At 39.3% G+C, this 26,649-nt stretch carries 14 protein-coding genes, 10 tRNA genes, 3 rRNA genes and 1 riboswitch; of the genes, 26 read left to right on the top strand and 1 reads right to left on the bottom strand.

All coding sequences use genetic code 11. The features are described 5' to 3' along the window. Window positions 1–268: 268 nt before the first annotated feature. The 19 genes from serS (at window position 269) to ACVPPR_RS08195 (ending at window position 20,292) form a co-directional block, all read left to right on the top strand. Complete coding sequence (gene serS / locus ACVPPR_RS08285) at window positions 269–1,537, top strand: serine--tRNA ligase (RefSeq protein WP_462304129.1); 1,269 nt, start codon at window positions 269–271, stop codon at window positions 1,535–1,537. Between the two features lie 507 nt (window positions 1,538–2,044). After that, a 16S ribosomal RNA gene (locus ACVPPR_RS08280) occupies window positions 2,045–3,605 on the top strand. Window positions 3,606–3,683: 78 nt separating this feature from the next. After that, window positions 3,684–3,758, top strand: a tRNA-Ile gene (locus ACVPPR_RS08275). A gap of 27 nt (window positions 3,759–3,785) precedes the next feature. Next, window positions 3,786–3,858, top strand: a tRNA-Ala gene (locus tag ACVPPR_RS08270). A gap of 141 nt (window positions 3,859–3,999) precedes the next feature. Continuing rightward, window positions 4,000–6,919 (top strand): 23S ribosomal RNA (locus ACVPPR_RS08265). Between the two features lie 85 nt (window positions 6,920–7,004). Continuing rightward, a 5S ribosomal RNA gene (rrf, locus tag ACVPPR_RS08260) occupies window positions 7,005–7,120 on the top strand. The 16S, 23S and 5S rRNA genes sit together here with 10 tRNA genes alongside, the layout of an rRNA operon. Window positions 7,121–7,134: 14 nt before the next feature. Beyond that, window positions 7,135–7,207 (top strand) — tRNA-Val (locus ACVPPR_RS08255). Between the two features lie 3 nt (window positions 7,208–7,210). After that, a tRNA-Lys gene (locus tag ACVPPR_RS08250) sits at window positions 7,211–7,283 on the top strand. A gap of 19 nt (window positions 7,284–7,302) precedes the next feature. Continuing rightward, window positions 7,303–7,384 (top strand) — tRNA-Leu (locus tag ACVPPR_RS08245). 14 nt (window positions 7,385–7,398) lie between these two features. Further along, a tRNA-Thr gene (locus ACVPPR_RS08240) sits at window positions 7,399–7,474 on the top strand. A 15-nt stretch (window positions 7,475–7,489) separates the two neighbouring features. Further along, window positions 7,490–7,561, top strand: a tRNA-Gly gene (locus ACVPPR_RS08235). Window positions 7,562–7,572: 11 nt separating this feature from the next. Then, window positions 7,573–7,661 (top strand) — tRNA-Leu (locus ACVPPR_RS08230). A gap of 14 nt (window positions 7,662–7,675) precedes the next feature. Then, window positions 7,676–7,749, top strand: a tRNA-Arg gene (locus tag ACVPPR_RS08225). Between the two features lie 6 nt (window positions 7,750–7,755). Next, window positions 7,756–7,829 (top strand) — tRNA-Pro (locus ACVPPR_RS08220). Between the two features lie 134 nt (window positions 7,830–7,963). Then, window positions 7,964–8,431: a CtsR family transcriptional regulator gene (locus ACVPPR_RS08215; RefSeq protein WP_462298829.1), complete on the top strand. Its 468-nt coding sequence runs from the start codon at window positions 7,964–7,966 to the stop codon at window positions 8,429–8,431. Window positions 8,432–8,445: 14 nt separating this feature from the next. Further along, window positions 8,446–10,926: an ATP-dependent Clp protease ATP-binding subunit gene (locus tag ACVPPR_RS08210; RefSeq protein WP_462304128.1), complete on the top strand. Its 2,481-nt coding sequence runs from the start codon at window positions 8,446–8,448 to the stop codon at window positions 10,924–10,926. 392 nt (window positions 10,927–11,318) lie between these two features. Continuing rightward, window positions 11,319–14,909 carry a DNA-directed RNA polymerase subunit beta gene (rpoB, locus tag ACVPPR_RS08205; protein ID WP_462298827.1) on the top strand — a complete coding sequence of 1,197 codons (3,591 nt, stop codon included), beginning with the start codon at window positions 11,319–11,321 and terminating at the stop codon, window positions 14,907–14,909. A 97-nt stretch (window positions 14,910–15,006) separates the two neighbouring features. Next, window positions 15,007–18,660, top strand: coding sequence for a DNA-directed RNA polymerase subunit beta' (gene rpoC / locus ACVPPR_RS08200; RefSeq protein WP_462298826.1), 3,654 nt, complete (start codon window positions 15,007–15,009; stop codon window positions 18,658–18,660). A gap of 143 nt (window positions 18,661–18,803) precedes the next feature. After that, window positions 18,804–18,901: riboswitch (purine riboswitch) on the top strand. 65 nt (window positions 18,902–18,966) lie between these two features. Further along, complete coding sequence (locus tag ACVPPR_RS08195) at window positions 18,967–20,292, top strand: nucleobase:cation symporter-2 family protein (RefSeq protein ID WP_462304127.1); 1,326 nt, start codon at window positions 18,967–18,969, stop codon at window positions 20,290–20,292. 34 nt (window positions 20,293–20,326) lie between these two features. Here the strand turns inward: ACVPPR_RS08195 and ACVPPR_RS08190 are convergent, their stop codons facing one another. Further along, window positions 20,327–21,019, bottom strand: coding sequence for a prepilin peptidase (locus ACVPPR_RS08190; RefSeq protein WP_462304126.1), 693 nt, complete (start codon window positions 21,017–21,019; stop codon window positions 20,327–20,329). 253 nt (window positions 21,020–21,272) lie between these two features. Between ACVPPR_RS08190 and rpsL the strand changes: the two genes are divergently transcribed. The 7 genes from rpsL to rplW all read left to right on the top strand — a co-directional run bounded on the left by rpsL (window position 21,273) and on the right by rplW (window position 26,647). Further along, window positions 21,273–21,683 carry a 30S ribosomal protein S12 gene (rpsL, locus tag ACVPPR_RS08185; RefSeq protein ID WP_057974646.1) on the top strand — a complete coding sequence of 137 codons (411 nt, stop codon included), beginning with the start codon at window positions 21,273–21,275 and terminating at the stop codon, window positions 21,681–21,683. 46 nt (window positions 21,684–21,729) lie between these two features. Next, the gene (rpsG, locus tag ACVPPR_RS08180; protein ID WP_057974645.1) at window positions 21,730–22,200 is read left to right on the top strand and encodes a 30S ribosomal protein S7; all 471 of its coding nucleotides are present in this window, start codon (window positions 21,730–21,732) and stop codon (window positions 22,198–22,200) included. Between the two features lie 93 nt (window positions 22,201–22,293). Then, window positions 22,294–24,387: an elongation factor G gene (gene fusA, locus ACVPPR_RS08175; protein ID WP_462298823.1), complete on the top strand. Its 2,094-nt coding sequence runs from the start codon at window positions 22,294–22,296 to the stop codon at window positions 24,385–24,387. Between the two features lie 345 nt (window positions 24,388–24,732). Beyond that, window positions 24,733–25,041, top strand: coding sequence for a 30S ribosomal protein S10 (gene rpsJ, locus ACVPPR_RS08170; protein ID WP_057974643.1), 309 nt, complete (start codon window positions 24,733–24,735; stop codon window positions 25,039–25,041). Window positions 25,042–25,086: 45 nt separating this feature from the next. After that, window positions 25,087–25,719 (top strand): 50S ribosomal protein L3, encoded by a 633-nt coding sequence (gene rplC / locus ACVPPR_RS08165; RefSeq protein WP_462298822.1) that lies wholly within the window; start codon window positions 25,087–25,089, stop codon window positions 25,717–25,719. 20 nt (window positions 25,720–25,739) lie between these two features. Then, window positions 25,740–26,363, top strand: coding sequence for a 50S ribosomal protein L4 (rplD, locus tag ACVPPR_RS08160; RefSeq protein ID WP_462298821.1), 624 nt, complete (start codon window positions 25,740–25,742; stop codon window positions 26,361–26,363). Then, a complete protein-coding gene (rplW, locus tag ACVPPR_RS08155; RefSeq protein WP_462298820.1) occupies window positions 26,363–26,647 on the top strand; it encodes a 50S ribosomal protein L23 in 285 nt (94 codons plus the stop codon). Before rplD ends, rplW begins: the two co-directional genes overlap by 1 nt. Window positions 26,648–26,649: the final 2 nt, after the last annotated feature.

Below are 26,649 nucleotides of genomic sequence, written 5' to 3'. Positions count from 1 at the left end.
TCAATGAAGCAACGATTATTATTAAGATAATAAATAAACACGGAAAACGTTATAAGTAGGCACTTAAGAGACGTAATGGTGGTGAGAATTACGAAGCTGAAAATCCGGCGTGAACAAGTGGGTGGGTAATGCCACACGGGAGACCGTTATCAATTTGAGTGTGACAAATGTTTATTTGTCGAACTTGGGTGGTACCGCGAAAATAAGCCTTTCGTCCCAATTAGTGGATGAGTGGGCTTTTTTTATACAAAAAAAGGAGGAATAGAACATGTTAGATATTAAAATGATTCGTCAAAATGTCGATGAAGTGAAGGAACAATTAGGTAATCGTGGGGTAAAACCGGAGTTTATTGATGAAATGGTTGGAAAAGATCGTAAACGTAGAGATATCATTGTTCAAACAGAAACATTGAAGAAACAAAGAAATGATGTGTCACAAGCCATTGCACAATTAAAACGTAATAAAGAAAATGCCGATACTCAAATTGAAGAAATGAAAAAAGTTGGGGATGCCATTAAAGCATTTGATGACCAATTAAAAACTTTAGATGAAGCTGTTACAGATATGGCATCACGCTTGCCTAATATGCCAAACAAAACGATTCCAGTTGGACCTGATGAAGAATCAAACGTTGAATTGAGAAAAGTCGGAACGCCAAGAACTTTTGATTTCGAACCAAAAGCACATTGGGAAATCGGTGAAAACTTAGATATTTTAGATTTTGAACGTGGCGCTAAAGTATCAGGTAGCCGTTTCTTATACTACAAAGGTTGGGGGGCTCGTTTAGAGCGTGCATTATATAATTTTATGCTTGATGAGCATGCTATTGACGGGTATACAGAAATTATTCCGCCTTACCTTGTGAATGATGAGTCAATGTATGGAACAGGACAATTCCCTAAATTTAAGGAAGATGTTTTCCAGATTACAAATGAAAATCTAACATTGATCCCAACGGCAGAAGTACCGCTCACTAATTACTATAGAGATGAAGTTATTCCAGCAGAAAAATTACCAGTTTATTTCACGGCTCTTTCACCATCATTTAGATCTGAAGCAGGAAGTGCTGGGAGAGATACACGTGGACTAATTAGATTGCACCAATTTAACAAAGTTGAAATGGTAAAATATACTAAACCAGAAGACTCATATGCGGAACTAGAAAAAATGACAAGTGATGCAGGACGAATCATGGAAAAATTAGGCTTACCCTATCATGTGATTACTTTATCAACTGGAGACATGGGATTTTCAGCAGCAATGACACATGATTTAGAAGTTTGGTTACCTGCACAAAATATGTACCGTGAAATTTCAAGTTGTTCTAATACTGAGGCATTCCAAGCACGCAGAGCACACATTCAATATAGGGATGATAATGGAAAACTACAGTTTGTTCATACATTGAATGGATCAGGGCTAGCAGTTGGTCGTACATTGGCAGCAGTTCTTGAAAATTATCAGAATGAAGATGGATCAGTTACAGTTCCGGAAGTTCTTCGACCATATATGGGTGGATTAGCTATTATTAAATAAGATTTTATCAAAACTGTTGTTGAAGAATTATATGAAGGTGTTGTCATTTTATGGCAATGCTTTTTTAGTGTTCTAAATTTTCAAAATGATGTATATTACTAGTTGATAATGTTTTATTAAGACATAATAATGTAAGTAACAACAGATATTTATAATGCATTAATGATGAGACAGATACTTTTTGTATAATTAAAACTAAGTAAATTTAATTATTTTAATTTATATGCAATGAAGTATTGACACGGTGTATACCAGATGGTATATTAATAAAGCTGATTGATACGGCGAGATGAAATGAATATTTATTCAAAATAAATCTTGACAAATCATGACGTGGTTGATATGATATAAAAGTTGTCAAAAGCAACCAAGTAGATCTTTGAAAACTGAACAAATTTTCGACAAATCAAATGTGTAGGGTCTCTTAACTAAGAGTTAAGAGCAAACATTTGCGAAGTCAATTCGCTAGTTTTAAAAAGCAACAAAACAATAAGAGCAATCAAATTTTTATATGAGAGTTTGATCCTGGCTCAGGATGAACGCTGGCGGCGTGCCTAATACATGCAAGTCGAACGCAATATCTTCACCGAGTGCTTGCACTCACCGAAGGTATTGAGTGGCGAACGGGTGAGTAACACGTGGGTAACCTGCCCAAAAGAGGGGGATAACACTTGGAAACAGGTGCTAATACCGCATAATTTGTTAAACCGCATGGTTTGATAATGAAAGACGGCGTAAGCTGTCACTTTTGGATGGACCCGCGGCGTATTAGCTAGTTGGTGAGGTAAAGGCCCACCAAGGCAATGATACGTAGCCGACCTGAGAGGGTGATCGGCCACATTGGGACTGAGACACGGCCCAAACTCCTACGGGAGGCAGCAGTAGGGAATCTTCCACAATGGACGAAAGTCTGATGGAGCAACGCCGCGTGAGTGAAGAAGGTTTTCGGATCGTAAAGCTCTGTTGTTAGAGAAGAATGTAGGTAAGAGTAACTGTTTACCTAGTGACGGTATCTAACCAGAAAGCCACGGCTAACTACGTGCCAGCAGCCGCGGTAATACGTAGGTGGCAAGCGTTATCCGGATTTATTGGGCGTAAAGCGAACGCAGGCGGTTTTTTAAGTCTGATGTGAAAGCCTTCGGCTCAACCGAAGAAATGCATTGGAAACTGGATAACTTGAGTGCAGAAGAGGAGAGTGGAACACCATGTGTAGCGGTGAAATGCGTAGATATATGGTAGAACACCAGTGGCGAAAGCGGCTCTCTGGTCTGTAACTGACGCTGAGGTTCGAAAGCATGGGTAGCAAACAGGATTAGATACCCTGGTAGTCCATGCCGTAAACGATGAGTGCTAAGTGTTGGAGGGTTTCCGCCCTTCAGTGCTGCAGCTAACGCATTAAGCACTCCGCCTGGGGAGTACGACCGCAAGGTTGAAACTCAAAGGAATTGACGGGGGCCCGCACAAGCGGTGGAGCATGTGGTTTAATTCGAAGCAACGCGAAGAACCTTACCAGGTCTTGACATCTTCTGACAAACCTAGAGATAGGCCGTTCCCTTCGGGGACAGAATGACAGGTGGTGCATGGTTGTCGTCAGCTCGTGTCGTGAGATGTTGGGTTAAGTCCCGCAACGAGCGCAACCCTTATTATTAGTTGCCAGCATTAAGTTGGGCACTCTAATGAGACTGCCGGTGACAAACCGGAGGAAGGTGGGGATGACGTCAAATCATCATGCCCCTTATGACCTGGGCTACACACGTGCTACAATGGACGGTACAACGAGTTGCGAGACCGCGAGGTTAAGCTAATCTCTTAAAGCCGTTCTCAGTTCGGATTGTAGGCTGCAACTCGCCTACATGAAGTTGGAATCGCTAGTAATCGCGGATCAGAATGCCGCGGTGAATACGTTCCCGGGCCTTGTACACACCGCCCGTCACACCATGAGAGTTTGTAACACCCAAAGCCGGTGAGGTAACCTTTTAGGAGCCAGCCGTCTAAGGTGGGACAGATGATTAGGGTGAAGTCGTAACAAGGTAGCCGTAGGAGAACCTGCGGCTGGATCACCTCCTTTCTAAGGAATATTACGGAAACCTACACACTTGTCGAAAATTTGTTTAGTTTTGAGAGATTCACTCTCAAAAGCGTTTACGGGCCTATAGCTCAGCTGGTTTAGAGCGCACGCCTGATAAGCGTGAGGTCGATGGTTCGAGTCCATTTAGGCCCATTTACCAATTAATAAAATACCCATTATGGGGCCTTAGCTCAGCTGGGAGAGCGCCTGCCTTGCACGCAGGAGGTCATCGGTTCGATCCCGTTAGGCTCCATTGACAATTTTAATTGTCGAATTTGTTCTTTGAAAACTAGATAATATTTATTAAATTTTTAAGCAATAAGCCGAGAAACACCGCGTTTTATTAGTTAAGAACGTAGTTCTTAACAAAACCACTTTGCTTTATGTAAAGTTAGGTTAAGTTATCAAGGGCGCATGGTGAATGCCTTGGCACTAGGAGCCGATGAAGGACGGGACTAACACCGATATGCTTCGGGGAGCTGTAAGTAAGCTTTGATCCGGAGATTTCCGAATGGGGGAACCCAGCAGTTTTAATCGACTGTTACTATTAACTGAATACATAGGTTATATAGAGGTAAACGCAGGGAACTGAAACATCTAATTACCTGCAGGAATAGAAAGAAAAATCGATTCCCTAAGTAGCGGCGAGCGAACAGGGAAGAGCCCAAACCAAGAAGCTTGCTTCTTGGGGTTGTAGGACTGCTCATTTGAGTTACCAAAGATTTTTATAGCAGAAGAGTCTGGGAAGACTCGCCGTAGAGGGTGATAGCCCCGTACGCTAAATGAAAATCTCTCAGAGCAGTATCCTGAGTACGGCGGAACACGAGAAATTCCGTCGGAATCCGGGAGGACCATCTCCCAAGGCTAAATACTCCCTAGTGACCGATAGTGAACCAGTACCGTGAGGGAAAGGTGAAAAGCACCCCGGAAGGGGAGTGAAATAGTTCCTGAAACCATGTGCCTACAAATAGTTAGAGCCCGTTAATGGGTGATAGCGTGCCTTTTGTAGAATGAACCGGCGAGTTACGTTTGCTTGCGAGGTTAAGTTGATAAGACGGAGCCGTAGCGAAAGCGAGTCTGAATAGGGCGCCATAGTAAGTAGACGTAGACCCGAAACCAAGTGACCTACCCATGTCCAGGTTGAAGGTGCGGTAAAACGCACTGGAGGACCGAACTCATGTATGTTGAAAAATGCTGAGATGAGGTGTGGGTAGCGGAGAAATTCCAAACGAACTTGGAGATAGCTGGTTCTCTCCGAAATAGCTTTAGGGCTAGCCTCGGAATTAAGAATCATGGAGGTAGAGCCACTGTTTGGACTAGGGGCCCATCTAGGGTTACTGAATTCAGATAAACTCCGAATGCCATTGATTTATATCCGGGAGTCAGACTGCGAGTGATAAGATCCGTAGTCGAAAGGGAAACAGCCCAGACCACCAATTAAGGTCCCAAAATACATGTTAAGTGGAAAAGGATGTGGAATTGCATAGACAACTAGGATGTTGGCTCAGAAGCAGCCACCATTTAAAGAGTGCGTAATAGCTCACTAGTCGAGTGATTCTGCGCCGAAAATGTACCGGGGCTAAACATGTTACCGAAATTGTGGATGGAACCCATTAGGGTTCCGTGGTAGGAGAGCGTTCTAAGGGCAACGAAGCTAGACCGTAAGGACTAGTGGAGCGCTTAGAAGTGAGAATGCCGGTATGAGTAGCGAAAGACAGGTGAGAATCCTGTCCACCGAATGACTAAGGTTTCCTGGGGAAGGCTCGTCCTCCCAGGGTTAGTCGGGACCTAAGTCGAGGCCGAGAGGCGTAGACGATGGATAACAGGTTGAGATTCCTGTACTAGTTATATTTGTTTGAACGATGGAGGGACGCAGCAGGCTAAGAAAGCGCACTGATGGATATGTGCGTCCAAGCAACAAGTTTGAAGTTGAGTTAAATGCTTAACTTTAAGGACAAGTTGTGATGGGGAGCGAAATTAAGTAGCGAAGTAACTGATGTCACACTGCCAAGAAAAGCTTCTAGTTAGAATATAACTACCCGTACCGCAAACCGACACAGGTAGTCGAGGAGAGTATCCTAAGGTGTGCGAGAGAACTCTCGTTAAGGAACTCGGCAAAATGACCCCGTAACTTCGGGAGAAGGGGTGCTGACCGAAAGGTCAGCCGCAGTGAATAGGCCCAAACGACTGTTTATCAAAAACACAGGTTTCTGCAAAATCGTAAGATGACGTATAGGGGCTGACGCCTGCCCGGTGCTGGAAGGTTAAGAGGATGAGTTAGCTTCGGCGAAGCCCAGAATTGAAGCCCCAGTAAACGGCGGCCGTAACTATAACGGTCCTAAGGTAGCGAAATTCCTTGTCGGGTAAGTTCCGACCCGCACGAAAGGCGTAACGATTTGGGCACTGTCTCAACGAGAGACTCGGTGAAATTATAATACCCGTGAAGATGCGGGTTACCCGCGACAGGACGGAAAGACCCCATGGAGCTTTACTGTAGCTTGATATTGAGTGTTTGTATAACTTGTACAGGATAGGTAGGAGCCGTAGAGACCGGAACGCTAGTTTCGGAGGAGGCATTGGTGGGATACTACCCTCGTTGTATGAACACTCTAACCCTCGCCACTAATCGTGGTGGGAGACAGTGTCAGGTGGGCAGTTTGACTGGGGCGGTCGCCTCCTAAAAGGTAACGGAGGCGCCCAAAGGTTCCCTCAGAATGGTTGGAAATCATTCGCAGAGTGTAAAGGCACAAGGGAGCTTGACTGCGAGACTTACAGGTCGAGCAGGGACGAAAGTCGGGCTTAGTGATCCGGTGGTTCCGTATGGAAGGGCCATCGCTCAACGGATAAAAGCTACCCTGGGGATAACAGGCTTATCTCCCCCAAGAGTCCACATCGACGGGGAGGTTTGGCACCTCGATGTCGGCTCATCGCATCCTGGGGCTGTAGTCGGTCCCAAGGGTTGGGCTGTTCGCCCATTAAAGCGGTACGCGAGCTGGGTTCAGAACGTCGTGAGACAGTTCGGTCCCTATCCGTCGCGGGCGTAGGAAATTTGAGAGGAGCTGTCCTTAGTACGAGAGGACCGGGATGGACATACCTCTGGTGTACCAGTTGTTCTGCCAAGGGCATCGCTGGGTAGCTATGTATGGATGAGATAAACGCTGAAAGCATCTAAGTGTGAAGCTCACCTCGAGATTAGATTTCCCATTCCTTTATGGAAGTAAGACCCCTGAAAGATTATCAGGTAGATAGGTTGGAAGTGGAAGTACAGTGATGTATGGAGCGGACCAATACTAATCGGTCGAGGACTTAACCACAAAGTGATGTGTATCGGTGTACGGCTTAAAAATCAATGATAAATATTAGCTAGTTTTGAGAGAATAAGTTTTCTCAAAAAAAGAGTGTGGTGGCGATAGCAAGAAGGATACACCTGTTCCCATGTCGAACACAGAAGTTAAGCTTCTTAGCGCCAAGAGTAGTTGGGGGTCGCCCCCTGCGAGGGTAGGACGTTGCCATGCTTTTTTTATTATTTGGAGGTTTAGCTCAGTTGGGAGAGCGTCTGCCTTACAAGCAGAGGGTCACAGGTTCAAGCCCTGTAACCTCCATTTGAGCCGTTAGCTCAGTTGGTAGAGCATCTGACTTTTAATCAGAGGGTCGACAGTTCGAGCCTGTCACGGCTCATTTTCAATTCCACATTTTTGCGGGTGTGGCGGAATTGGCAGACGCACTAGATTTAGGATCTAGCGTCGTAAGACGTGGGGGTTCAAGTCCCTTCACCCGCATCATTTTCAATTATGCCGACTTAGCTCAGTTGGTAGAGCACCTGATTTGTAATCAGGGGGTCGGGCGTTCGAATCGTCTAGTCGGCACCATTTTTTAATTTTTTTGCGGAAGTAGCTCAGTGGTAGAGCATCACCTTGCCAAGGTGGGGGTCGCGGGTTCGAATCCCGTCTTCCGCTTTTCAATAAATGCCGGGGTGGCGGAACTGGCAGACGCACAGGACTTAAAATCCTGCGGTGAGTGATCACCGTACCGGTTCGATTCCGGTCCTCGGCACCATTTATTGTTTTAATGCACCCATAGCGCAACTGGATAGAGTGTCTGACTACGAATCAGAAGGTTGTAGGTTCGACTCCTACTGGGTGCATATTTTCGGGAAATGGCTCAGCTTGGTAGAGCACCTGGTTTGGGACCAGGGGGTCGCAGGTTCGAATCCTGTTTTCCCGACTAATTTAAAAAAGGAATTTAAACGTAATGTTTAAATTCCTTTTTTTGTTGACCCAAGGCAAATGACTTTCATTTTTGATTTATATTTCGTATAATTAAAGTCAACATTAGTCAAACTATTTGAGGTGATGAATATGCGGGGTCAGAACATTTCTGATGTGATTGAAAAGTATTTTAAAAAAATCCTTTCGGAAGAAAAAGAAATAGTTATTAAGCGTTCCGAAGTGGCTGAATTATTTAATTGTGTGCCATCACAAATAAATTATGTTATAAATACTCGATTTACTATTCAAAATGGGTATGTGGTTGAAAGTAAACGTGGTGGCGGTGGATATATTCGGATAGAAAAAGTAAATCTTTTTGCAGATCAAGAATTTATTCAAACACTAGAAAATTTAATTGGCACGAATGTATCTCAGCAAGAAGGATATGATATTATCCAAAGTTTATATGATGAAAAAACGCTAACAAAAAAGGAATCTAATTTAATCTTGGCTACAATAAAAAAAGATGTTTTTCTTGGAATAGATACAAAATTGGAAAATATGATGCGGGCTAAGATGCTAATTAATTTAATTAATCGCTTACGATATGAAGAGTAGAAAGAGGTAATAATATGGACAATTTATTTACTCCGAGTGCAAAAGAAGTTCTTATTCGAGCACAGGAATCGGCTAAGCACTATCGTCAGCAGGCGGTTGGTACTGAACATTTACTTTTAGCTTTATCTGAAGTACAAAATGGTGTTGCAGATAAAGTGTTGAAACAATTCAATATTGATCCAGAAGATATAATGGAAGAAATTGAAAGATTTACTGGCTATGGATCATTGAGATTAACAAAAAATGATACCTATTTACCCTATTCACCAAAGGCAAAAATGATTTTATCAATTGCTAACGATGAAGCAAAAAATTTAAATGCAAATAAGGTGGGGACGGAACATCTTTTATTGGCATTAACAAGTAATAATGAAATATTATCTTCAAGAATAATGAGTAGTTTGAGTGCTGATATTAAACAAGTACGCAAGCTTATCTTCCGTCAGCTTGGTGTTAGTGAAGTTCAAATAAGGCAAAAAAATCGTGGAAATAAAGAAAATGTCGTACAAGGAACGCCTACTTTAGATGAATTAGCACGTGATTTAACGAAAATGGCGCGTGATAAGCAAATTGATCCTGTGATTGGTCGAGATTCTGAAGTTAAAAGATTGACTCAGGTATTAAGTCGTCGAACTAAAAATAATCCAGTGTTGATTGGTGAACCAGGTGTTGGTAAAACAGCGATTGCTGAGGGGTTTGCCCAACGATTAATTGACGGAAATGTTCCTGAAGATATGGTTGGTAAACGATTAATGATGCTTGATATGGGATCTTTAGTTGCTGGGACAAAATATCGTGGTGAATTTGAAGATCGTTTGAAGAAGATATTAAAAGAAATTTACACAACTAAAGATGTTATTTTATTCATTGATGAACTACATACACTAATTGGTGCTGGTGGTGCTGAAGGTGCGATAGATGCATCTAATATTTTGAAACCAGCATTAGCTCGTGGTGAAGTTCAAGTAATCGGTGCAACTACATTAGATGAATATCAAAAATATATTGAATCTGATGCTGCTTTGGAACGTCGATTTGCGACGATAACAATCAAAGAACCAACTGAAGAGCAAACTGTTGCTATTTTAAAAGGACTTCGACCTAAGTATGAGGCCCATCATCATGTGCAAATTACTGATGGCGCGATTGAAGCAGCTGTTGAACTAGGGAATAGATATATTACAGATCGTTTCCTACCTGATAAAGCAATTGATTTAATGGATGAAGCAGCAGCACAAGTTCGGATTGAACGTCCAAATACGAAGTCAAAATTAAGTAAAAAGCAAGATCAACTTGATGAGTTACGTCATCAAAAAGATGAAGCTGTAAGTCAACAAGATTTTGAATTAGCAGCGGGTATTCGTACAAAAGAAATGCGTGTTAAAAAACAAGTTGAAGACTTGGAAGCTGAAAAAGCTGCTGCTGTTGAATCTAAGACAGAACATTATGATTTAAAAGTAACGAGTGAAGAGGTGGCAAACATTGTTTCTGATTGGACAGGTGTTCCACTTCAACAATTGAATAAGAGCGAAAGTGAACGCTTGATGCATCTTGAAGATGTCTTGCACGAACGTGTCATTGGACAAAATGAAGCTGTTAGTTCAATTTCAAAGGCTATTCGTCGTGCTAGAAGTGGCTTGAAGAATCCAGCCAGACCAATTGGCTCGTTTATGTTCCTTGGACCAACTGGTGTTGGTAAAACTGAATTGGCTAAGGCACTCGCTGAAGCAATGTTTGGTTCTGAAGAGGCAATGATTCGAGTAGATATGTCGGAATACATGGAAAAATACAGTACAAGTCGTTTGATTGGTTCACCACCAGGTTATGTTGGTTATGATGAAGGCGGACAATTAACTGAAAAAGTTCGTCAAACACCTTATTCTGTTGTCCTTTTGGATGAAGTTGAAAAAGCACATCCTGATGTTTTTAATATTTTACTTCAAGTTTTAGATGATGGGTATTTGACGGATTCTAAAGGACGCCGTATTGATTTCAGGAATACAATCATTATTATGACATCTAACTTAGGTGCAACTGCTATTCGCGATGAAAAATTTGTTGGCTTTGGTGTTAAAACTGAGCAAGACGAATATAAAGCAATGTCTGGGAAAATTCGAGCGGCTTTGAAAAAATCATTCCGTCCTGAATTTTTGAACCGAATTGATGAATCAATTATATTCCATTCATTAACTAAAGATGAATTGCATGAAATTGTGAAATTAATGACTAAAGAAGTTCTTGATCGTTTGAAAGATCAGGGAATTAAGGTTAAAATTTCATCTGCAGCTATTGATGTTATTGCTAAAGCTGGTTTTGATCCAGAGTATGGTGCTCGACCAATTCGTCGTGCGCTACAAACGGAAGTTGAGGATCGATTAAGTGAAGCACTTCTTTCTGGTCAAATAAAAGATAATGATAATGTCACGATTGGTGCAACAAAAGGTGTTATTAAAGTGACAATTAAAGAACCAAAAGTTAAAGCAGCAGTAAAATAGATTTAAAAGTGTGACTATATAATGTAGTCACACTTTTTTTAAGCATTAAAATATGAAAATTTGATTATTCAACCTATAATTGAAGTATTGGATAAAGAACTTACATTGTAGTTGTTATCAAATTTAGTAAGCATGAACTATTGACTTCTAAGCCAATAGCGTATATGCTAATTAAATGTATAATACTGTGAATTTTTATAGCTGATTACGATCTATTGTCCGTAAGAAGCCTTATAGAGAGACAAAAATGGTTATTGTTTAAAAAATAAATAAACTATTTTTGTTTTTTCTTTTGCCAAAAAAACCGATTTTTTCGTCTAGTATGCATTTTGTAATCAAAATGTAATATAAAATCATCGGACTTTGGCAGGTTTACAGAATAAATTTGAGAGGTGACTAATTTGGCTGGACATTTAGTAAACTACGGTAAACACAGTACACGTAGAAGCTACGCACGTATCAAAGAAGTTTTAGATTTACCTAATTTAATCGAAATCCAAAGTGATTCTTACCAATGGTTCTTGGATGAAGGTCTTCGTGAAATGTTTGAAGATATCATGCCAATTGACGATTTTGCTGGTAATTTGTCATTAGAATTTGTTGATTACCAATTATTAGAACCTAAATACACTGTAGATGAAGCACGCGCACATGACGCAAATTATTCAGCGCCATTACATGTCACATTACGTTTAACTAACCATGAAACTGGCGAAATTAAATCACAAGATGTTTTCTTTGGTGATTTCCCATTAATGACAGAGCAAGGCACATTTATTATTAATGGTGCCGAACGAGTTATCGTTTCTCAATTAGTTCGTTCACCAGGTGTTTATTACAATGGTTCATTAGACAAAAATGGTCGTGAAACATACGGCACAACTGTTATTCCTAACCGTGGTGCATGGTTAGAATATGAATCAGATGCTAAAAACATTTCATACGTACGTATTGATCGTACACGTAAAATTCCATTAACTGAATTGGTTCGTGCCTTAGGATTTGGTTCTGATGATGAAATTATTGAAATGTTGGGTAATAATGATAGCTTAATGCTAACACTTGAAAAAGATGTTCATAAAAATACGGATGATTCACGTGTTGAAGAATCTTTAAAAGATGTTTATGAACGTCTACGTCCCGGCGAACCTAAAACTGCTGATAGTTCACGTAGTTTATTGACGGCACGTTTCTTTGATCCAAAACGTTACGACTTGGCTCCAGTTGGTCGTTACAAGATCAACAAGAAACTAAGCTTAAAAACACGTTTATTGAACCAAACATTAGCTGAAACATTGGCTGATCCAGATACTGGTGAAGTCCTTGCACAAAAAGACACTGTCATTGATAAACAAGTTATGGAAACGTTAGCCCCTTATCTTGACCGTTCAGATTTCAAGACGGTTACTTATCATCCAGCAGAAGATGGTGTTGTTACTGAACCAATGGTCCTTCAAATTGTTAAAGTTTACTCTCAAGTAGACCCAGAACGCGAAATGCCAATGATTGGTAACGGTAATATTGACTTACAATACAAGCATATTGTACCCGCTGATATTATTGCTTCAATGAACTACTTCTTTAACTTGAAAGAAAACATCGGTTCTGTGGATGATATTGATCATTTAGGTAACCGTCGTATTCGTTCAGTTGGTGAATTATTACAAAACCAATTTAGAATTGGGTTATCACGTATGGAACGTGTTGTACGTGAACGTATGTCAATTCAAGATACAACAACTGTTACACCACAACAATTAATTAATATTCGTCCTGTTGTGGCTTCAATTAAAGAATTCTTTGGTTCATCTCAATTGTCACAATTCATGGATCAAACCAATCCACTTGGTGAATTGACGCATAAACGTCGTCTTTCTGCCTTAGGACCTGGTGGTTTGACTCGTGATCGTGCCGGATATGAAGTTCGTGATGTTCATTACACGCATTACGGTCGTATGTGTCCAATTGAAACGCCTGAAGGCCCTAATATTGGGTTAATTAATAGTTTATCAAGCTACGCACGTGTTAACCGTTATGGTTTCATTGAAACACCATACCGTCGTGTGAGTTGGGAATCACATCAAGTAACTGATAAAATTGATTACTTGACTGCTGATGAAGAAGATAACTATGTTATTGCACAGGCTAATTCACCATTAAATGAAGATGATTCATTTGTGAATAATCTTGTTATGGCTCGTAATCGTTCAGAAAATGTCGAGATTAATATCGATAAAGTCGATTACATGGATGTTTCACCTAAACAAGTTGTGGCCGTTGCTACAGCATGTATTCCTTTCTTGGAAAATGATGATTCTAACCGTGCCTTAATGGGTGCTAACATGCAACGTCAAGCTGTTCCTTTAGTTAATCCCCATTCACCACTTGTTGGTACAGGGATTGAATATAAAGCAGCTCATGATTCTGGTGTGGCTTTAATCAATAAAAATGAAGGTACTGTTGAATACGTTGATGCACGTGAAATTCGTGTTCGTCGTGAAGATGGCGCTTTAGATAAATACAAATTAATGAAATTCCGTCGTTCAAATGGTGGTAAAAACTACAACCAACGTCCAATTGTTCGTGTGAATGATCATGTTGATGCTGATGAAATTTTAGCTGATGGTCCTTCAATGGAAAATGGGGAATTAGCTTTAGGTCAAAACCCATTAGTTGCCTTTATGACTTGGAATGGTTATAACTTTGAAGATGCTGTTATCATTAACGAACGTCTTGTTCGTGATGATGTGTATACATCAATTCATATTGAAGAATTCGAATCAGAAGCGCGTGATACAAAATTAGGACCTGAAGAAATTACTCGTGAAATTCCTAATGTTGGTGAAGATTCATTAAAAGATCTTGATGAATTTGGTATCGTTCGTATTGGTGCTGAAGTTAACGATGGTGATATCTTAGTTGGTAAAGTAACGCCTAAAGGGGTTACTGAATTATCTGCTGAAGAACGTTTATTACATGCTATCTTTGGAGAAAAGGCTCGTGAAGTACGTGATACTTCATTGAAAGTTCCTCATGGTGGTGGTGGTATTGTTCAAGATGTTAAAATCTTTACGCGTGAAGCAGGGGATGAATTAAGTCCTGGTGTTAACATGATGGTTCGTATTTACATCGCACAAAAACGTAAGTTACGTGTTGGTGATAAGATGGCTGGACGTCATGGTAACAAAGGGGTTGTGTCAATCGTTGTTCCTTCTGAAGATATGCCTTACATGCCAGATGGTACACCAGTTGATATTCTCTTGAATCCCATGGGTGTTCCTTCTCGTATGAACATTGGCCAAGTTTTAGATCTTCATTTAGGTATGGCTGCTCGTAAATTAGGTATTCATGTTGCAACACCTGTTTTTGATGGTGCTCGTGATTCAGATATCTGGGATGTCTTTAAAGAAGCTGGAATTTCAGAAGATGGTAAGACAATCTTATACGATGGACGTACTGGTGATGCATTTGATAAACGTGTTTCTGTAGGGGTTATGTACTACATGAAACTTGCCCACATGGTTGATGATAAAATTCATGCTCGTTCAATCGGACCATACTCATTAGTAACGCAACAACCATTAGGTGGTAAAGCACAATTTGGTGGACAACGTTTTGGTGAAATGGAAGTTTGGGCACTTGAAGCTTATGGTGCTGCTTATACGTTACAAGAAATTTTAACGTACAAATCTGATGATGTTGTGGGTCGTGTGAAAACATACGAAGCAATTGTCAAAGGTGAACCAATTCCTAAACCAGGTGTTCCTGAATCATTCCGTGTTCTTGTTAAAGAATTACAGTCATTAGGATTAGATATGAAAGTACTTGATGCTAAGAAGGCTGAAATTGAATTACGCGATATGGATGATGACGATGATGATATCGTTAATGTGGATGCGTTAAGCAAATTAGCTAATGAACAAAAAGAGAAAAAAGCTAAAGAAGAAGCCAGCAAAATGGCTGCTGAAATGAATAAAGAATAATTTTGGCTTAGTTACTGAACTTGAATTTGTGTTGATGAAGCTAATTTTCAATTTGAAAAAGGTCAACACACTATAAAACTAAAGGGAGGTCGGTCCTTTGATCGATGTCAATAAATTTGATAGCATGCAAATTGGCTTAGCGTCTTCTGATAAGATTAGAAGCTGGTCATATGGTGAAGTTAAAAAGCCTGAAACAATCAATTACCGTACATTAAAACCTGAAAAAGACGGACTATTCGATGAACGTATTTTCGGACCAACAAAAGATTGGGAATGTGCCTGTGGTAAATACAAACGTATTCGCTATAAAGGTATCGTTTGTGATCGTTGTGGGGTTGAAGTTACGCGTTCTAAAGTACGTCGCGAACGTATGGGACATATCGAATTAGCTGCACCAGTTACACATATCTGGTACTTTAAAGGAATCCCAAGTCGTATGGGTCTTGTCTTAGACATGAGTCCTCGTGCTTTGGAAGAAGTTATTTACTTTGCTTCTTATGTTGTTACTGAACCAGGTAACACACCTCTTGAAAAGAAACAGTTATTAACAGAACGTGAATATCGTGAAAAACGTGAAGAATACGGAACTGAATTCGAAGCTGGAATGGGTGCTGATGCTATTCGTCATTTATTACGCGATGTTGATCTTGCTGGCGAATCTGAAGCATTAAAAGAAGAATTGAAAGATGCTACTGGTCAAAAGAGAACACGTGCCGTTCGTCGTTTGGATATTTTGGAAGCATTCCTACTTTCTGAAAATGAACCTTCATGGATGGTTATGGATGCTGTTCCTATTATTCCACCTGATTTACGTCCAATGGTTCAATTAGAAGGTGGCCGTTTTGCCACTTCTGATTTGAATGATTTGTACAGACGGGTTATTAACCGAAATAACCGACTAAAACGTTTATTAGATTTGAATGCGCCTGGTATCATTGTTCAAAATGAAAAACGTATGTTACAAGAAGCTGTTGATGCATTGATTGATAATGGTCGTCGTGGCCGTCCAGTTACTGGGCCAGGTAACCGACCATTGAAATCTCTTTCACATATGTTGAAAGGTAAACAAGGACGTTTCCGTCAGAATTTACTTGGAAAACGTGTTGATTATTCAGGCCGTTCAGTTATTGCTGTTGGACCAACGTTACAAATGAATCAATGTGGTATTCCTCGTGAGATGGCTTTGGAATTATTCAAACCATTTATGATGAAAGAACTTGTTAAACGCGAAATGGCATCAAATATTAAAAATGCTAAACGTAAACTTGATCGTCGCGATGAAGATATCTGGGATGTTTTAGAAGAAGTTATTGTTGAACACCCAGTTTTACTTAACCGTGCACCAACACTTCATCGTCTTGGTATTCAAGCTTTCGAACCCATTTTAGTTGATGGTAAAGCAATTCGTCTTCATCCTTTGGCTTGTGAAGCTTACAATGCCGATTTTGATGGCGATCAAATGGCTATCCATGTACCTTTATCTGATGAAGCACAAGCAGAAGCACGTTTGCTTATGTTAGCTGCTCATCATATCTTGGCACCTAAAGATGGTAAACCAGTTGTAACACCTTCTCAAGATATGGTTTTAGGTAACTACTACCTTACTATGGAAGAAGCTGGACGCGAAGGCGAAGGCATGATCTTTAAAGATGCTAACGAAGCTGTAATGGCTTACCGTAATGGCTATGTTCATTTACACACTCGTATTGGATTACAAACAGCAACATTAGCTGCTGAAGGTAAACCATTTACTGATTGGCAAAAAGAACGCATTATGGTAACAACTGTTGGTAAAGCAATCTTTAATGAAATCTTACCTAAAGAATTTGCCTACATTAATGAACCTAAGACTGATAACTTAATTAATAAAACAGCTGATAAATATTTCGTTGAACCTGGCGAAAATGTTGGTGATGTTATTAAAGCGCAAGAAATTATTTTACCTTTCAAAAAAGGGTTCTTGAGTGATATCATTTCTGAAGTTTACAAACGATTTAAAGTAACTGAAACTTCTAAGATGTTAGATCGTCTTAAAAACTTAGGTTACGATCAATCAACTCATGCTGGTATTACAGTTGGTATTTCTGATGTAACTGATTTGAAGGAAAAACCTGCAATTATTGAAGAAGCACATAAACAAGTTGCTTTGGTTGCAAAACAATTCCGTCGCGGTTTGATTACAGAAGATGAACGCTATGAACGCGTTATCGCCATCTGGACACAAGCAAAAGATGATATTCAACAAAAACTAATGGAAACATTGGGCACACAAAATCCTATTCAAATGATGAGTGATTCTGGCGCCCGTGGTAATATCTCTAACTTTACTCAATTAGCTGGTATGCGTGGTTTGATGGCAGCTCCTAATGGTAAAACAATGGAATTACCTATTATTTCTAACTTCCGTGAAGGTTTGTCTGTGTTGGAAATGTTTATTTCAACTCATGGGGCTCGTAAAGGGATGACTGATACGGCCTTGAAGACTGCCGATTCTGGATACTTGACTCGTCGACTTGTTGATGTTGCGCAAGATGTTATTATTCGTGAAAAAGATTGTTTCACTGATCGTGGCTTAGATGTATCAGCTATCAAAGAAGGAAATGAAATGATCGAACCATTGTATGACCGTATTTTAGGTCGTTACGCAATGAAGACCGTTAAAAATCCTGAAACTGGTGATGTGATCGTCACTGCAAACGAAATGATTGAAGAAAGCAAAGCGCAAGCAATTATCGCTGCTGGAATCGAACAAGTAACTATCCGCTCAGCATTTACATGTAACACAAAGCATGGGGTTTGTGAACATTGTTATGGTCGTAATATGGCTACTGGGGATCAAGTTGAAGTTGGTGAAGCAGTTGGTACTGTTGCTGCTCAATCAATCGGTGAACCCGGAACTCAATTAACAATGCGTACTTTCCATACTGGTGGGGTTGCCGGAGATGATATTACACAAGGATTACCTCGTGTTCAAGAAATCTTCGAAGCACGTAATCCTAAAGGTCGTGCTGAAATTACAGAAGTAACTGGTGTGATTGAAGCTATTGAAGAAAATCCTGCTGAACGTACTAAAGAAGTTACGGTTAAGGGTGAAACTGATACACGAACATATAGTTTACCTTATACTGCTGTTCTTAAAGTTGCCGAAGGCGATAAAATTCATCGTGGAGAAGCACTAACAGTTGGGTCAATTGATCCTAAACAATTAATTCAAGTTCGTGATGTTCTTTCAACGGAGAACTACATTCTTCGTGAAGTTCAAAAAGTATACCGTATGCAAGGGGTAGAAATCTCTGATAAGCATGTGGAGGTTATGTCCCGTCAAATGTTACGTAAGGTTCGCGTTATGGATCCCGGTGACACAGACGTCTTGCCAGGTACTTTATTGGATATCATGGATCTTAAAGAAGATAACTACAAGACATTGATTAAGGGTGGCATTCCAGCTACATCACGTCCTGTCTTGCTTGGTATCACTAAAGCATCTCTTGAAACAAACAGTTTCTTATCAGCTGCATCATTCCAAGAAACAACTCGTGTTCTTACGGATGCTGCTATTCGCGGTAAGAATGATCCATTAATTGGTTTGAAAGAAAATGTTATTATTGGTAAGATTATTCCTGCCGGTACTGGTATGCCAGATTACCGTCAAATCAAACCAAAAGAAACAGGTTCAATTTCAGCTAATGTTTATTCAATCTCAGATATTGAGAAACGAATGAAAGAAGAAGAAGCTGGCGTGAACGACTAGCGTTAAAGCTAAAAAAGAACAATTCTTATTAATTTAAGAATTGTTCTTTTTTTTGCGTTTTATAAACGAACAATAAACGCTTCCATTCAAATGATGTACGTAAACTATTGTATGGATAAATGGACTGTGTTAATATTGTCATACAATAAAAAATACCAATCACCTATATAATGTCATGATATGGATGCTAGTTTCTACCCGGAGCCGTAAATTCCGGACTATATGTGAACTAAATCGAGCACGTATTGGGCATGAAATCCATAGAAAATCTGACTTATTAGTGTGAAGGATAATGTGGAGGATCGAATGAAAAATAGCACGGAATTAGAAAATAGTAGTTTGGACGAATCTAACTTATCGAATTTTAAAGCAGCAATTTTAGGGTTACAGCATTTATTAGCCATGTATTCAGGCGACATTTTAGTGCCATTATTAGTTGGGGCTGCACTTGGTTTTAGTACAAAACAAATTACTTATTTAGTTTCGATGGATATTTTCATGTGTGGGATTGCAACATTGTTACAATTGAAACGCACACGTTTCACAGGGATTGGCTTACCCGTAGTACTTGGATGTGCGATTGAATATGTCGCACCACTGAGTGCTGTGGGTAAACATTTTGGCTTGGGAACGATGTATGGGGCGATTATTGCTGCCGGAATTTTTATTTTCCTAATTGCTGGATTTTTTGCAAATATTAGAAAGTTTTTCCCGCCAGTAGTTACAGGATCGTTAATTACATTGATTGGATTAACGTTAATCCCAGTTGCTTTTACTAATATGGGTGGTGGGGATGCAGCTGCCAAATCGTTTGGTAGCATTCCTAATCTGATAGTTGCGGGTGTTACGATTGCCGTCATCTTGATCTTAAATATTTGGGGACGTGGTTTCATTCAACAAGTTGGTATCTTAATTGGTATTTTAGTTGGTGTGATAGTTGCTTCTTTTATGGGTAAAGTAACGTTAGATCCAGTGAGTCAAGCAAATTGGTTCCAATTACCACATATCTTTATGTTTGCTGCACCAAAATTTGAATGGTCATCAATTGTGACGATGATTTTAGCGGCTTTGACAACAATGATTGAATCAACAGGTGTATTCTTTGCTTTAGGAGATATTATTGGTCAACCTATTAAAAAAGATGATTTGAAAAAAGGGTATCGTGCTGAAGGCATTGCTGCTATTTTAGGCGGTATTTTCAATACGTTCCCATACTCAACTTTTTCACAAAATGTGGGTATCGTTCAATTATCAGGTATTAAAACAAAAAAACCGGTTTATTTCTCAGCATTCTTTTTAATCGTTTTAGGACTTTTACCTAAAATAGGTGCAGCCGCCACTGTTATTCCTGCTTCTGTTTTGGGTGGTGCTATGTTGGTAATGTTTGGTATGGTTGGTGCGCAAGGCATTAAAATGTTGCGTGAAGTTGAGGGCAGTAACAGCAATTTATTGATTATTGGTATTTCAGTCAGCTTGGGTCTTGGTGTCACGGTGCAACCTGCATTACTTCAAGCGTTACCATTAACAGTTCAAACTATTTTGGGTAACGGACTTGTTGTAGGTAGTTTATCAGCGGTTATCTTAAATATTTTATTTAATTATGGTCATTTAAATGATGCCATTGAGGACTAATTGAAAAGGCTGAGCAAATTTGCTCAGCCTTTTTTTATATGAGGAAAGATAGGATAATGGTGAGATAGGTACCTAGTGTTAGATGTGGGACAAAGGCGAAAGCTTGATGGCGAGTTTGCTTTGCACAAAGGAAATAAATGAGTGAACTGATGCAAGCACTAAGCGTAACGATTAGACAAAACTGAACACCCAATGTTAGTTGAATAACGAGTAGTAAAATAAAATCACCAAGTCCAAGCTTTTGTTGAAAACATAAAATAAATAGAAATAGACTGAAAAATAAAATAGTGATTAAGGCATCTGGAAAACCGAGTAATAGATAATGCCAAGTGATAAGTAAAATGCCGCCACCAATAGTTAAACGACTAGAAATAAGACGGTTGGTGAAGTCCATAACTGATAAAAAGGTTAAATAAAACAAAAAAGTGACAATTAGTAAAAAATTTGGTAAAGGTAGTTGAATAAAAGTGACAGGGAGCATAAATGCTAAGCTGCATTCGAAAATAAATGAGTAAGCCGGGAATCGGCCCTTGCAGAATCGACAACATCCGTGTAATCTGAGATAAGTGTAGATGGGGATAAGGTCACGCCAAAGAATCTCGGCACCACAATAATCGCACATTGACCTTTGACCTAACTGACTTTGATTCAATGCACAACGTGTTGCAATACAGGTGATGAATGAACCTAAGCAAGCGCCTAATAGAAATAGGTAACTAATTAACATAATTAAAATCCTCCTATATTAAAAAGTACGCTTTTTAGCATAAATACCATTGACGAAAATTAAATACCATGCTATTCTATGTAAGGTGCTTTTTGTGAGCAGTTAATTCATCTACATAGTTGAGATTCTGTCTAACAGTAGCGCATTATAAGCCAGACGTCTAGGACGTTATTTTTTATTATTAAAAAATGAACCACCTGGATGTGTGGACTTAAAAACAATTAACCTATAATAAGGAAGGAGGAAACTTTAGATGCCAACAATTAATCAATTAGTTCGTAAAGGTCGTAATTCTAAAGGTTCAAAATCTGGTGCACCCGCATTAAACTTCGGGTATAACAGTTACAAAAAAGTTCAAACAGATAATCCTGCACCACAAAAACGTGGGGTTGCTACTCGTGTCGGAACAATGACACCTAAGAAACCTAACTCTGCTTTACGTAAATATGCACGTGTGCGTTTATCTAACTTGCTTGAAGTTACAGCATACATTCCTGGTATTGGACATAACTTACAAGAACATAGTGTTGTTCTTATTCGTGGTGGCCGTGTAAAAGATTTACCTGGGGTACGTTACCATGTTATCCGTGGTGCTCTTGATACAGCCGGTGTTGCTGATCGTAAACAAAGTCGTTCAAAATACGGCGCAAAGAGACCTAAGTAATAATAAGTTATTCTAATAAAAAATAGAATCTAAGGAGGTTATTTAGATGCCAAGAAAAGGCCCAGCTCCAAAACGAGAAGTATTGCCTGATCCAATTTACAATTCTAAATTAGTAACACGTTTAATCAACCGTTTAATGTTAGATGGTCGTCGTGGTACTGCATCAAAGATCTTGTATGATGCATTCGAAATGATTAAAGAACAAACAGGAAACGAACCTAATGAAGTTTTTGATGAAGCTATGAAAAACATCATGCCTGTACTTGAAGTTAAAGCTCGCCGTGTCGGTGGTTCTAACTACCAAGTGCCAATTGAAGTTCGCCCTGATCGTCGTTCAACTTTAGGTTTACGTTGGTTAGTAAGTTACGCACGTTTACGTGGGGAACATACTATGCCAGAACGTTTAGCTAAAGAAATCATGGATGCAGCTAACAATACTGGTGCATCAGTTAAGAAACGTGAAGATACACATAAAATGGCTGACGCTAATAAAGCATTCGCACATTACCGCTGGTAATTTTATAAAAGGATGGCTATTATATGATTTTGATAATCGATATAGTAGTCATTTTTTTGAATATATTTTAGAATCGGAAGGAGATCCTACAAAATGGCAAACAAACGCGAATTTCCACTAGAAAAAACGCGTAATATTGGGATTGTTGCTCATATTGATGCTGGTAAGACAACAACTACTGAACGTATTTTGTACTACACTGGTAAAATCCATAAAATTGGTGAAACTCATGAAGGAGCTTCACAAATGGATTGGATGGAACAAGAACAAGAACGTGGTATTACAATCACATCAGCTGCTACAACAGCTGAATGGAAAGGTCATCGTATTAACATCATCGATACTCCAGGACATGTGGATTTCACTATTGAAGTTGAACGTTCACTTCGTGTCTTAGATGGAGCCGTTGTTGTTTTAGATGGTCAATCTGGTGTTGAACCACAAACTGAAAATGTTTGGCGTCAAGCAACAACATATTCAGTTCCTCGTATCGTATTCATCAATAAGATGGATAAAATGGGTGCTAACTTTGATTATTCAGTAGGTACAATCAAAGATCGTCTTCAAGTAAATGCTGTTCCTATCCAAATGCCAATTGGCGCTGAAGATGATTTTGAAGGTGTTATTGATTTAATCGAAATGAAAGCCGATTTATATGATAACGATGATTTAGGAGCTACATGGGAAAGTATTGATGTTCCTGAAGAATATTTAGAAGAAGCTACAAAACGTCGTGAAGCTTTAGTTGAATCTGTTGCTGATGTTGATGAAAAGCTTATGGAAAAATATCTTGATGGGGTTGAAATTACTAAAGATGAAATCAAAGCTGCTATTCGTAAAGCAACATTGAACCTTGAAATGTACCCAGTTCTTGCTGGCTCAGCATTTAAAAACAAGGGTGTTCAAATGATGTTGGATGCTGTTAATGATTTCTTACCATCTCCTTTAGATGTTAAACCTTATAATGCAACAGATCCTAAAACAGATGAAGAAGTTGAAATTACAGCTGGCGATGATAAAGATTTTGCTGCTTTGGCCTTTAAAATTGCAACAGATCCATTCGTTGGTCGTTTAACATTCTTCCGTGTTTACTCAGGTACATTACAAGCTGGTTCTTATGTTTTGAATTCTACTAAAGACACGCGTGAACGTGTTGGTCGTATTCTTCAAATGCATTCAAATCACCGTAATGAAATTCCTGAAGTATTCTCAGGTGATATTGCTGCTGCTATTGGTTTGAAAAATACAACAACTGGTGATTCATTAACGGATGAAAAACACCCATTAATTCTTGAATCAATGGAATTCCCTGAACCAGTTATCCAAGTATCTATCGAACCAAAAACAAAAGCTGATCAAGATAAGATGGATATCGGTTTGCAAAAACTTGCTGAAGAAGATCCTTCATTCAAGGCAGAAACTAACCCTGAAACTGGTGAAACTTTAATCGCTGGTATGGGTGAATTGCATTTGGATATCATCGTTGATCGTATGAGACGTGAATTTAACGTTGAAGCTACTGTTGGTGAACCACAAGTTGCCTACCGTGAAACATTTACAAAAACTGTTTCTGCACAAGGTAAATTTGTTCGTCAATCTGGTGGTAAAGGTCAATATGGTGATGTTACTGTTGAATTCTCACCTAATGTAGAAGGTGGCGGTTTTGCATTCGAAGACGCTATCGTCGGTGGGGTTGTTCCTCGTGAATATATCCCTTCAGTTGAACAAGGTTTGAGAGAAGCTATGCAAAATGGTGTTCTTGCAGGTTACCCACTTATCGATGTTAAAGCTAAATTGTATGATGGATCATACCATGATGTCGATTCTAACGAATCAGCATTTAAGGTAGCTGCCTCAATGTCATTGAGAAATGCTGCTAAGAGTGCTGGTGCTGTCATCCTTGAACCAATGATGAAAGTTGAAGTTGTTGCTCCAGAAGATTACTTAGGTGATGTTATGGGACACGTAACTGCTCGTCGTGGACGTGTTGAAGGTATGGAAGCTCGCGGAAATGCACAAGTTGTTAATGCAATGGTTCCTCTTTCAGGAATGTTTGGTTACGCAACTACTTTACGTTCTTCTACACAAGGTCGTGGTACATTCACAATGACATTTGATCATTATGAAGCTGTACCAAAAGCAATCCAAGAAGAAATTATGAAGAAAAATGGAACATCTGCTGATTAGTCAGTTGTTTTAAACTTTTTAAAAGAAGTTATCGTTTAACGGTAACTTCTTTTTTTGTGTTAAAATAACAGTTGAAAATAAAAAGAGTTTTAAAAAAAGTAAATTATGATTAAACAATGAGAAAGTTTGAAAAAAAGCAAGAAAGCACTTGCCATAGGGCTTTATCTTTAGTAATATAGATAAGTACCCAAAAACAGATGGCGTAGTTCGCCCTGTGACAGGGTTTCATAGAATGAGCTAAGATGTGCAAGATTGCGACACGCCCGGCAGCTTTGCCACGCAAGGCGTGCCGGTCACTTGCACGGAGCTAGTCTTATTTTTAAAATAGACGAAGGAGGGAACAAAATGGCAAAACAAAAAATTCGTATTCGCCTAAAAGCTTACGAACACCGTATTTTAGATCAATCTGCTGACAAGATTGTTGAAACTGCAAAAAGAACAGGGGCAACAATTTCTGGACCAATTCCATTGCCAACAGAACGTACATTATACACAGTTTTACGTTCACCACATAAGCATAAAGATTCACGTGAACAATTCGAAATGCTTACACATAAACGTTTGATTGATATCGTTAACCCAACACCTAAGACAGTTGATTCATTGATGAAACTTGACTTACCTAGTGGCGTTGATATTGAAATCAAGTTATAAAACCGAGCTACAAAAATAAATTATAAACATATTGGAGGTGTACTTATGACTACAAAAGGAATCTTAGGAAAAAAAGTAGGTATGACACAAGTTTTTACTGATAATGGTGAATTGGTACCAGTTACAGTTATTGAATCTACACCAAACGTTGTTTTACAATTGAAAACAATTGAAAACGATGGTTATGAAGCAATTCAATTAGGCTACCAAGACATGCGTGAAGTATTAACAAACAAACCTGCTAAAGGTCATGCAGCAAAAGCAAATACTACTCCTAAGCGCTTCGTTCGTGAAATTAACGATGTCGTGCTTAGTGAATATAAAGTAGGCGACGAAATCAAGGTTGATACTTTCTCAGCTGGAGACGTCGTTAACGTCACAGGTACGTCTAAGGGACATGGTTTCCAAGGAAATATCAAACGTTGGGGACAATCACGAGGTCCTATGACTCATGGTTCACGTTACCATCGTCGTCCTGGTTCAATGGGTGCCGTTATTAACCGTGTATTTAAAGGTAAGAGATTACCTGGTCGCATGGGTGGCAAGCGCGTAACTGTCCAAAACTTGGAAATTATTCGTGTTGACGTTGATAGCAATGTTATCTTGATTAAAGGTAACGTGCCAGGCGCAAACAAATCAGTAGTAACAATTAAAAACGTCATTAAAGACGCTAAATAACAGGAAGGAGGAATTTCAAAATGCCAACAGTCGCATTATTAAAACAAGATGGTACTAAAAATGGTGAAGTTGAATTAAACGATGCTATTTTTGGAATCGAACCTAACGACAATGTCATTTTTGACGCCGTAATCATGCAACGTGCATCTTTACGTCAAGGAACTCATTCAGTTAAAAACAAAAGTGCAGTTTCAGGTGGTGGTAGAAAACCATGGCGCCAAAAAGGAACAGGTCGTGCTCGTCAAGGATCTATCCGTAGCCCACAATGGCGTGGTGGTGGTGTCGTATTTGGCCCTACTCCTCGTTCATATAGTTACAAATTACCTAAAAAAGTTCGTCGTTTAGCTCTTAAATCAGTACTTTCACAAAAAGTATTAGATGGTAGCGTGGTTATGGTCGATGCACTTAGCTTCGAACAACCAAAAACAAAAACTTTTAAAGAAGTTTTAAGTAACTTAGATATTAATAAAAAAGTATTAATAGTTCTTGAACCTGGCAATGATTTCGTTGCTTTAGCAGCTCGTAACTTACCAAACGTTACAGTAGTAGAAGCTAAAGGTGTTAACGTTCTTGACGTTATCAACAACGACAAATTAGTCATGACTCAAGCAGCTCTTTCTCAAGTAGAGGAGGCTCTTTCATAATGGAATCAAGAAATGTTATCTTACGCCCAGTCATCACCGAAGCAGCAATGGACAGAATGGCTGATAAGGTTTACACATTTGATGTTGATACTCGTGCAACTAAAATTGAAGTTAAAAAAGCTATCGAAGATATTTTTAGCGTCAAAGTTGTTAAAGTAAATATCATGAATGTTAAAGGTAAGTTGAAACGTCAAGGTCGCTATGCTGGTTATACTAAAAAACGTCGTAAAGCAATCGTTACTTTAACTGCCGATTCAAAAGAAATTCAATTATTCGAAGAATAATC

The organism is Dellaglioa sp. L3N, from assembly GCF_054941095.1.
The sequence above is the reverse complement of the archived record's forward strand: the minus strand, read 5'-3'. Positions and strand labels throughout refer to the sequence as shown.

Coding starts and splice junctions, on each gene's coding strand:
- serS (WP_462304129.1), top strand. CDS start 269: ATGTTAGATATTAAAATGATTCGTCAAAATGTCGATGAAGTGAAGGAA.
- ACVPPR_RS08215 (WP_462298829.1), top strand. CDS start 7,964: ATGCGGGGTCAGAACATTTCTGATGTGATTGAAAAGTATTTTAAAAAA.
- ACVPPR_RS08210 (WP_462304128.1), top strand. CDS start 8,446: ATGGACAATTTATTTACTCCGAGTGCAAAAGAAGTTCTTATTCGAGCA.
- ACVPPR_RS08195 (WP_462304127.1), top strand. CDS start 18,967: ATGAAAAATAGCACGGAATTAGAAAATAGTAGTTTGGACGAATCTAAC.
- ACVPPR_RS08190 (WP_462304126.1), bottom strand. CDS start 21,019: ATGTTAATTAGTTACCTATTTCTATTAGGCGCTTGCTTAGGTTCATTC.
- rpsL (WP_057974646.1), top strand. CDS start 21,273: ATGCCAACAATTAATCAATTAGTTCGTAAAGGTCGTAATTCTAAAGGT.
- rpsG (WP_057974645.1), top strand. CDS start 21,730: ATGCCAAGAAAAGGCCCAGCTCCAAAACGAGAAGTATTGCCTGATCCA.
- fusA (WP_462298823.1), top strand. CDS start 22,294: ATGGCAAACAAACGCGAATTTCCACTAGAAAAAACGCGTAATATTGGG.
- rpsJ (WP_057974643.1), top strand. CDS start 24,733: ATGGCAAAACAAAAAATTCGTATTCGCCTAAAAGCTTACGAACACCGT.
- rplC (WP_462298822.1), top strand. CDS start 25,087: ATGACTACAAAAGGAATCTTAGGAAAAAAAGTAGGTATGACACAAGTT.
- rplD (WP_462298821.1), top strand. CDS start 25,740: ATGCCAACAGTCGCATTATTAAAACAAGATGGTACTAAAAATGGTGAA.
- rplW (WP_462298820.1), top strand. CDS start 26,363: ATGGAATCAAGAAATGTTATCTTACGCCCAGTCATCACCGAAGCAGCA.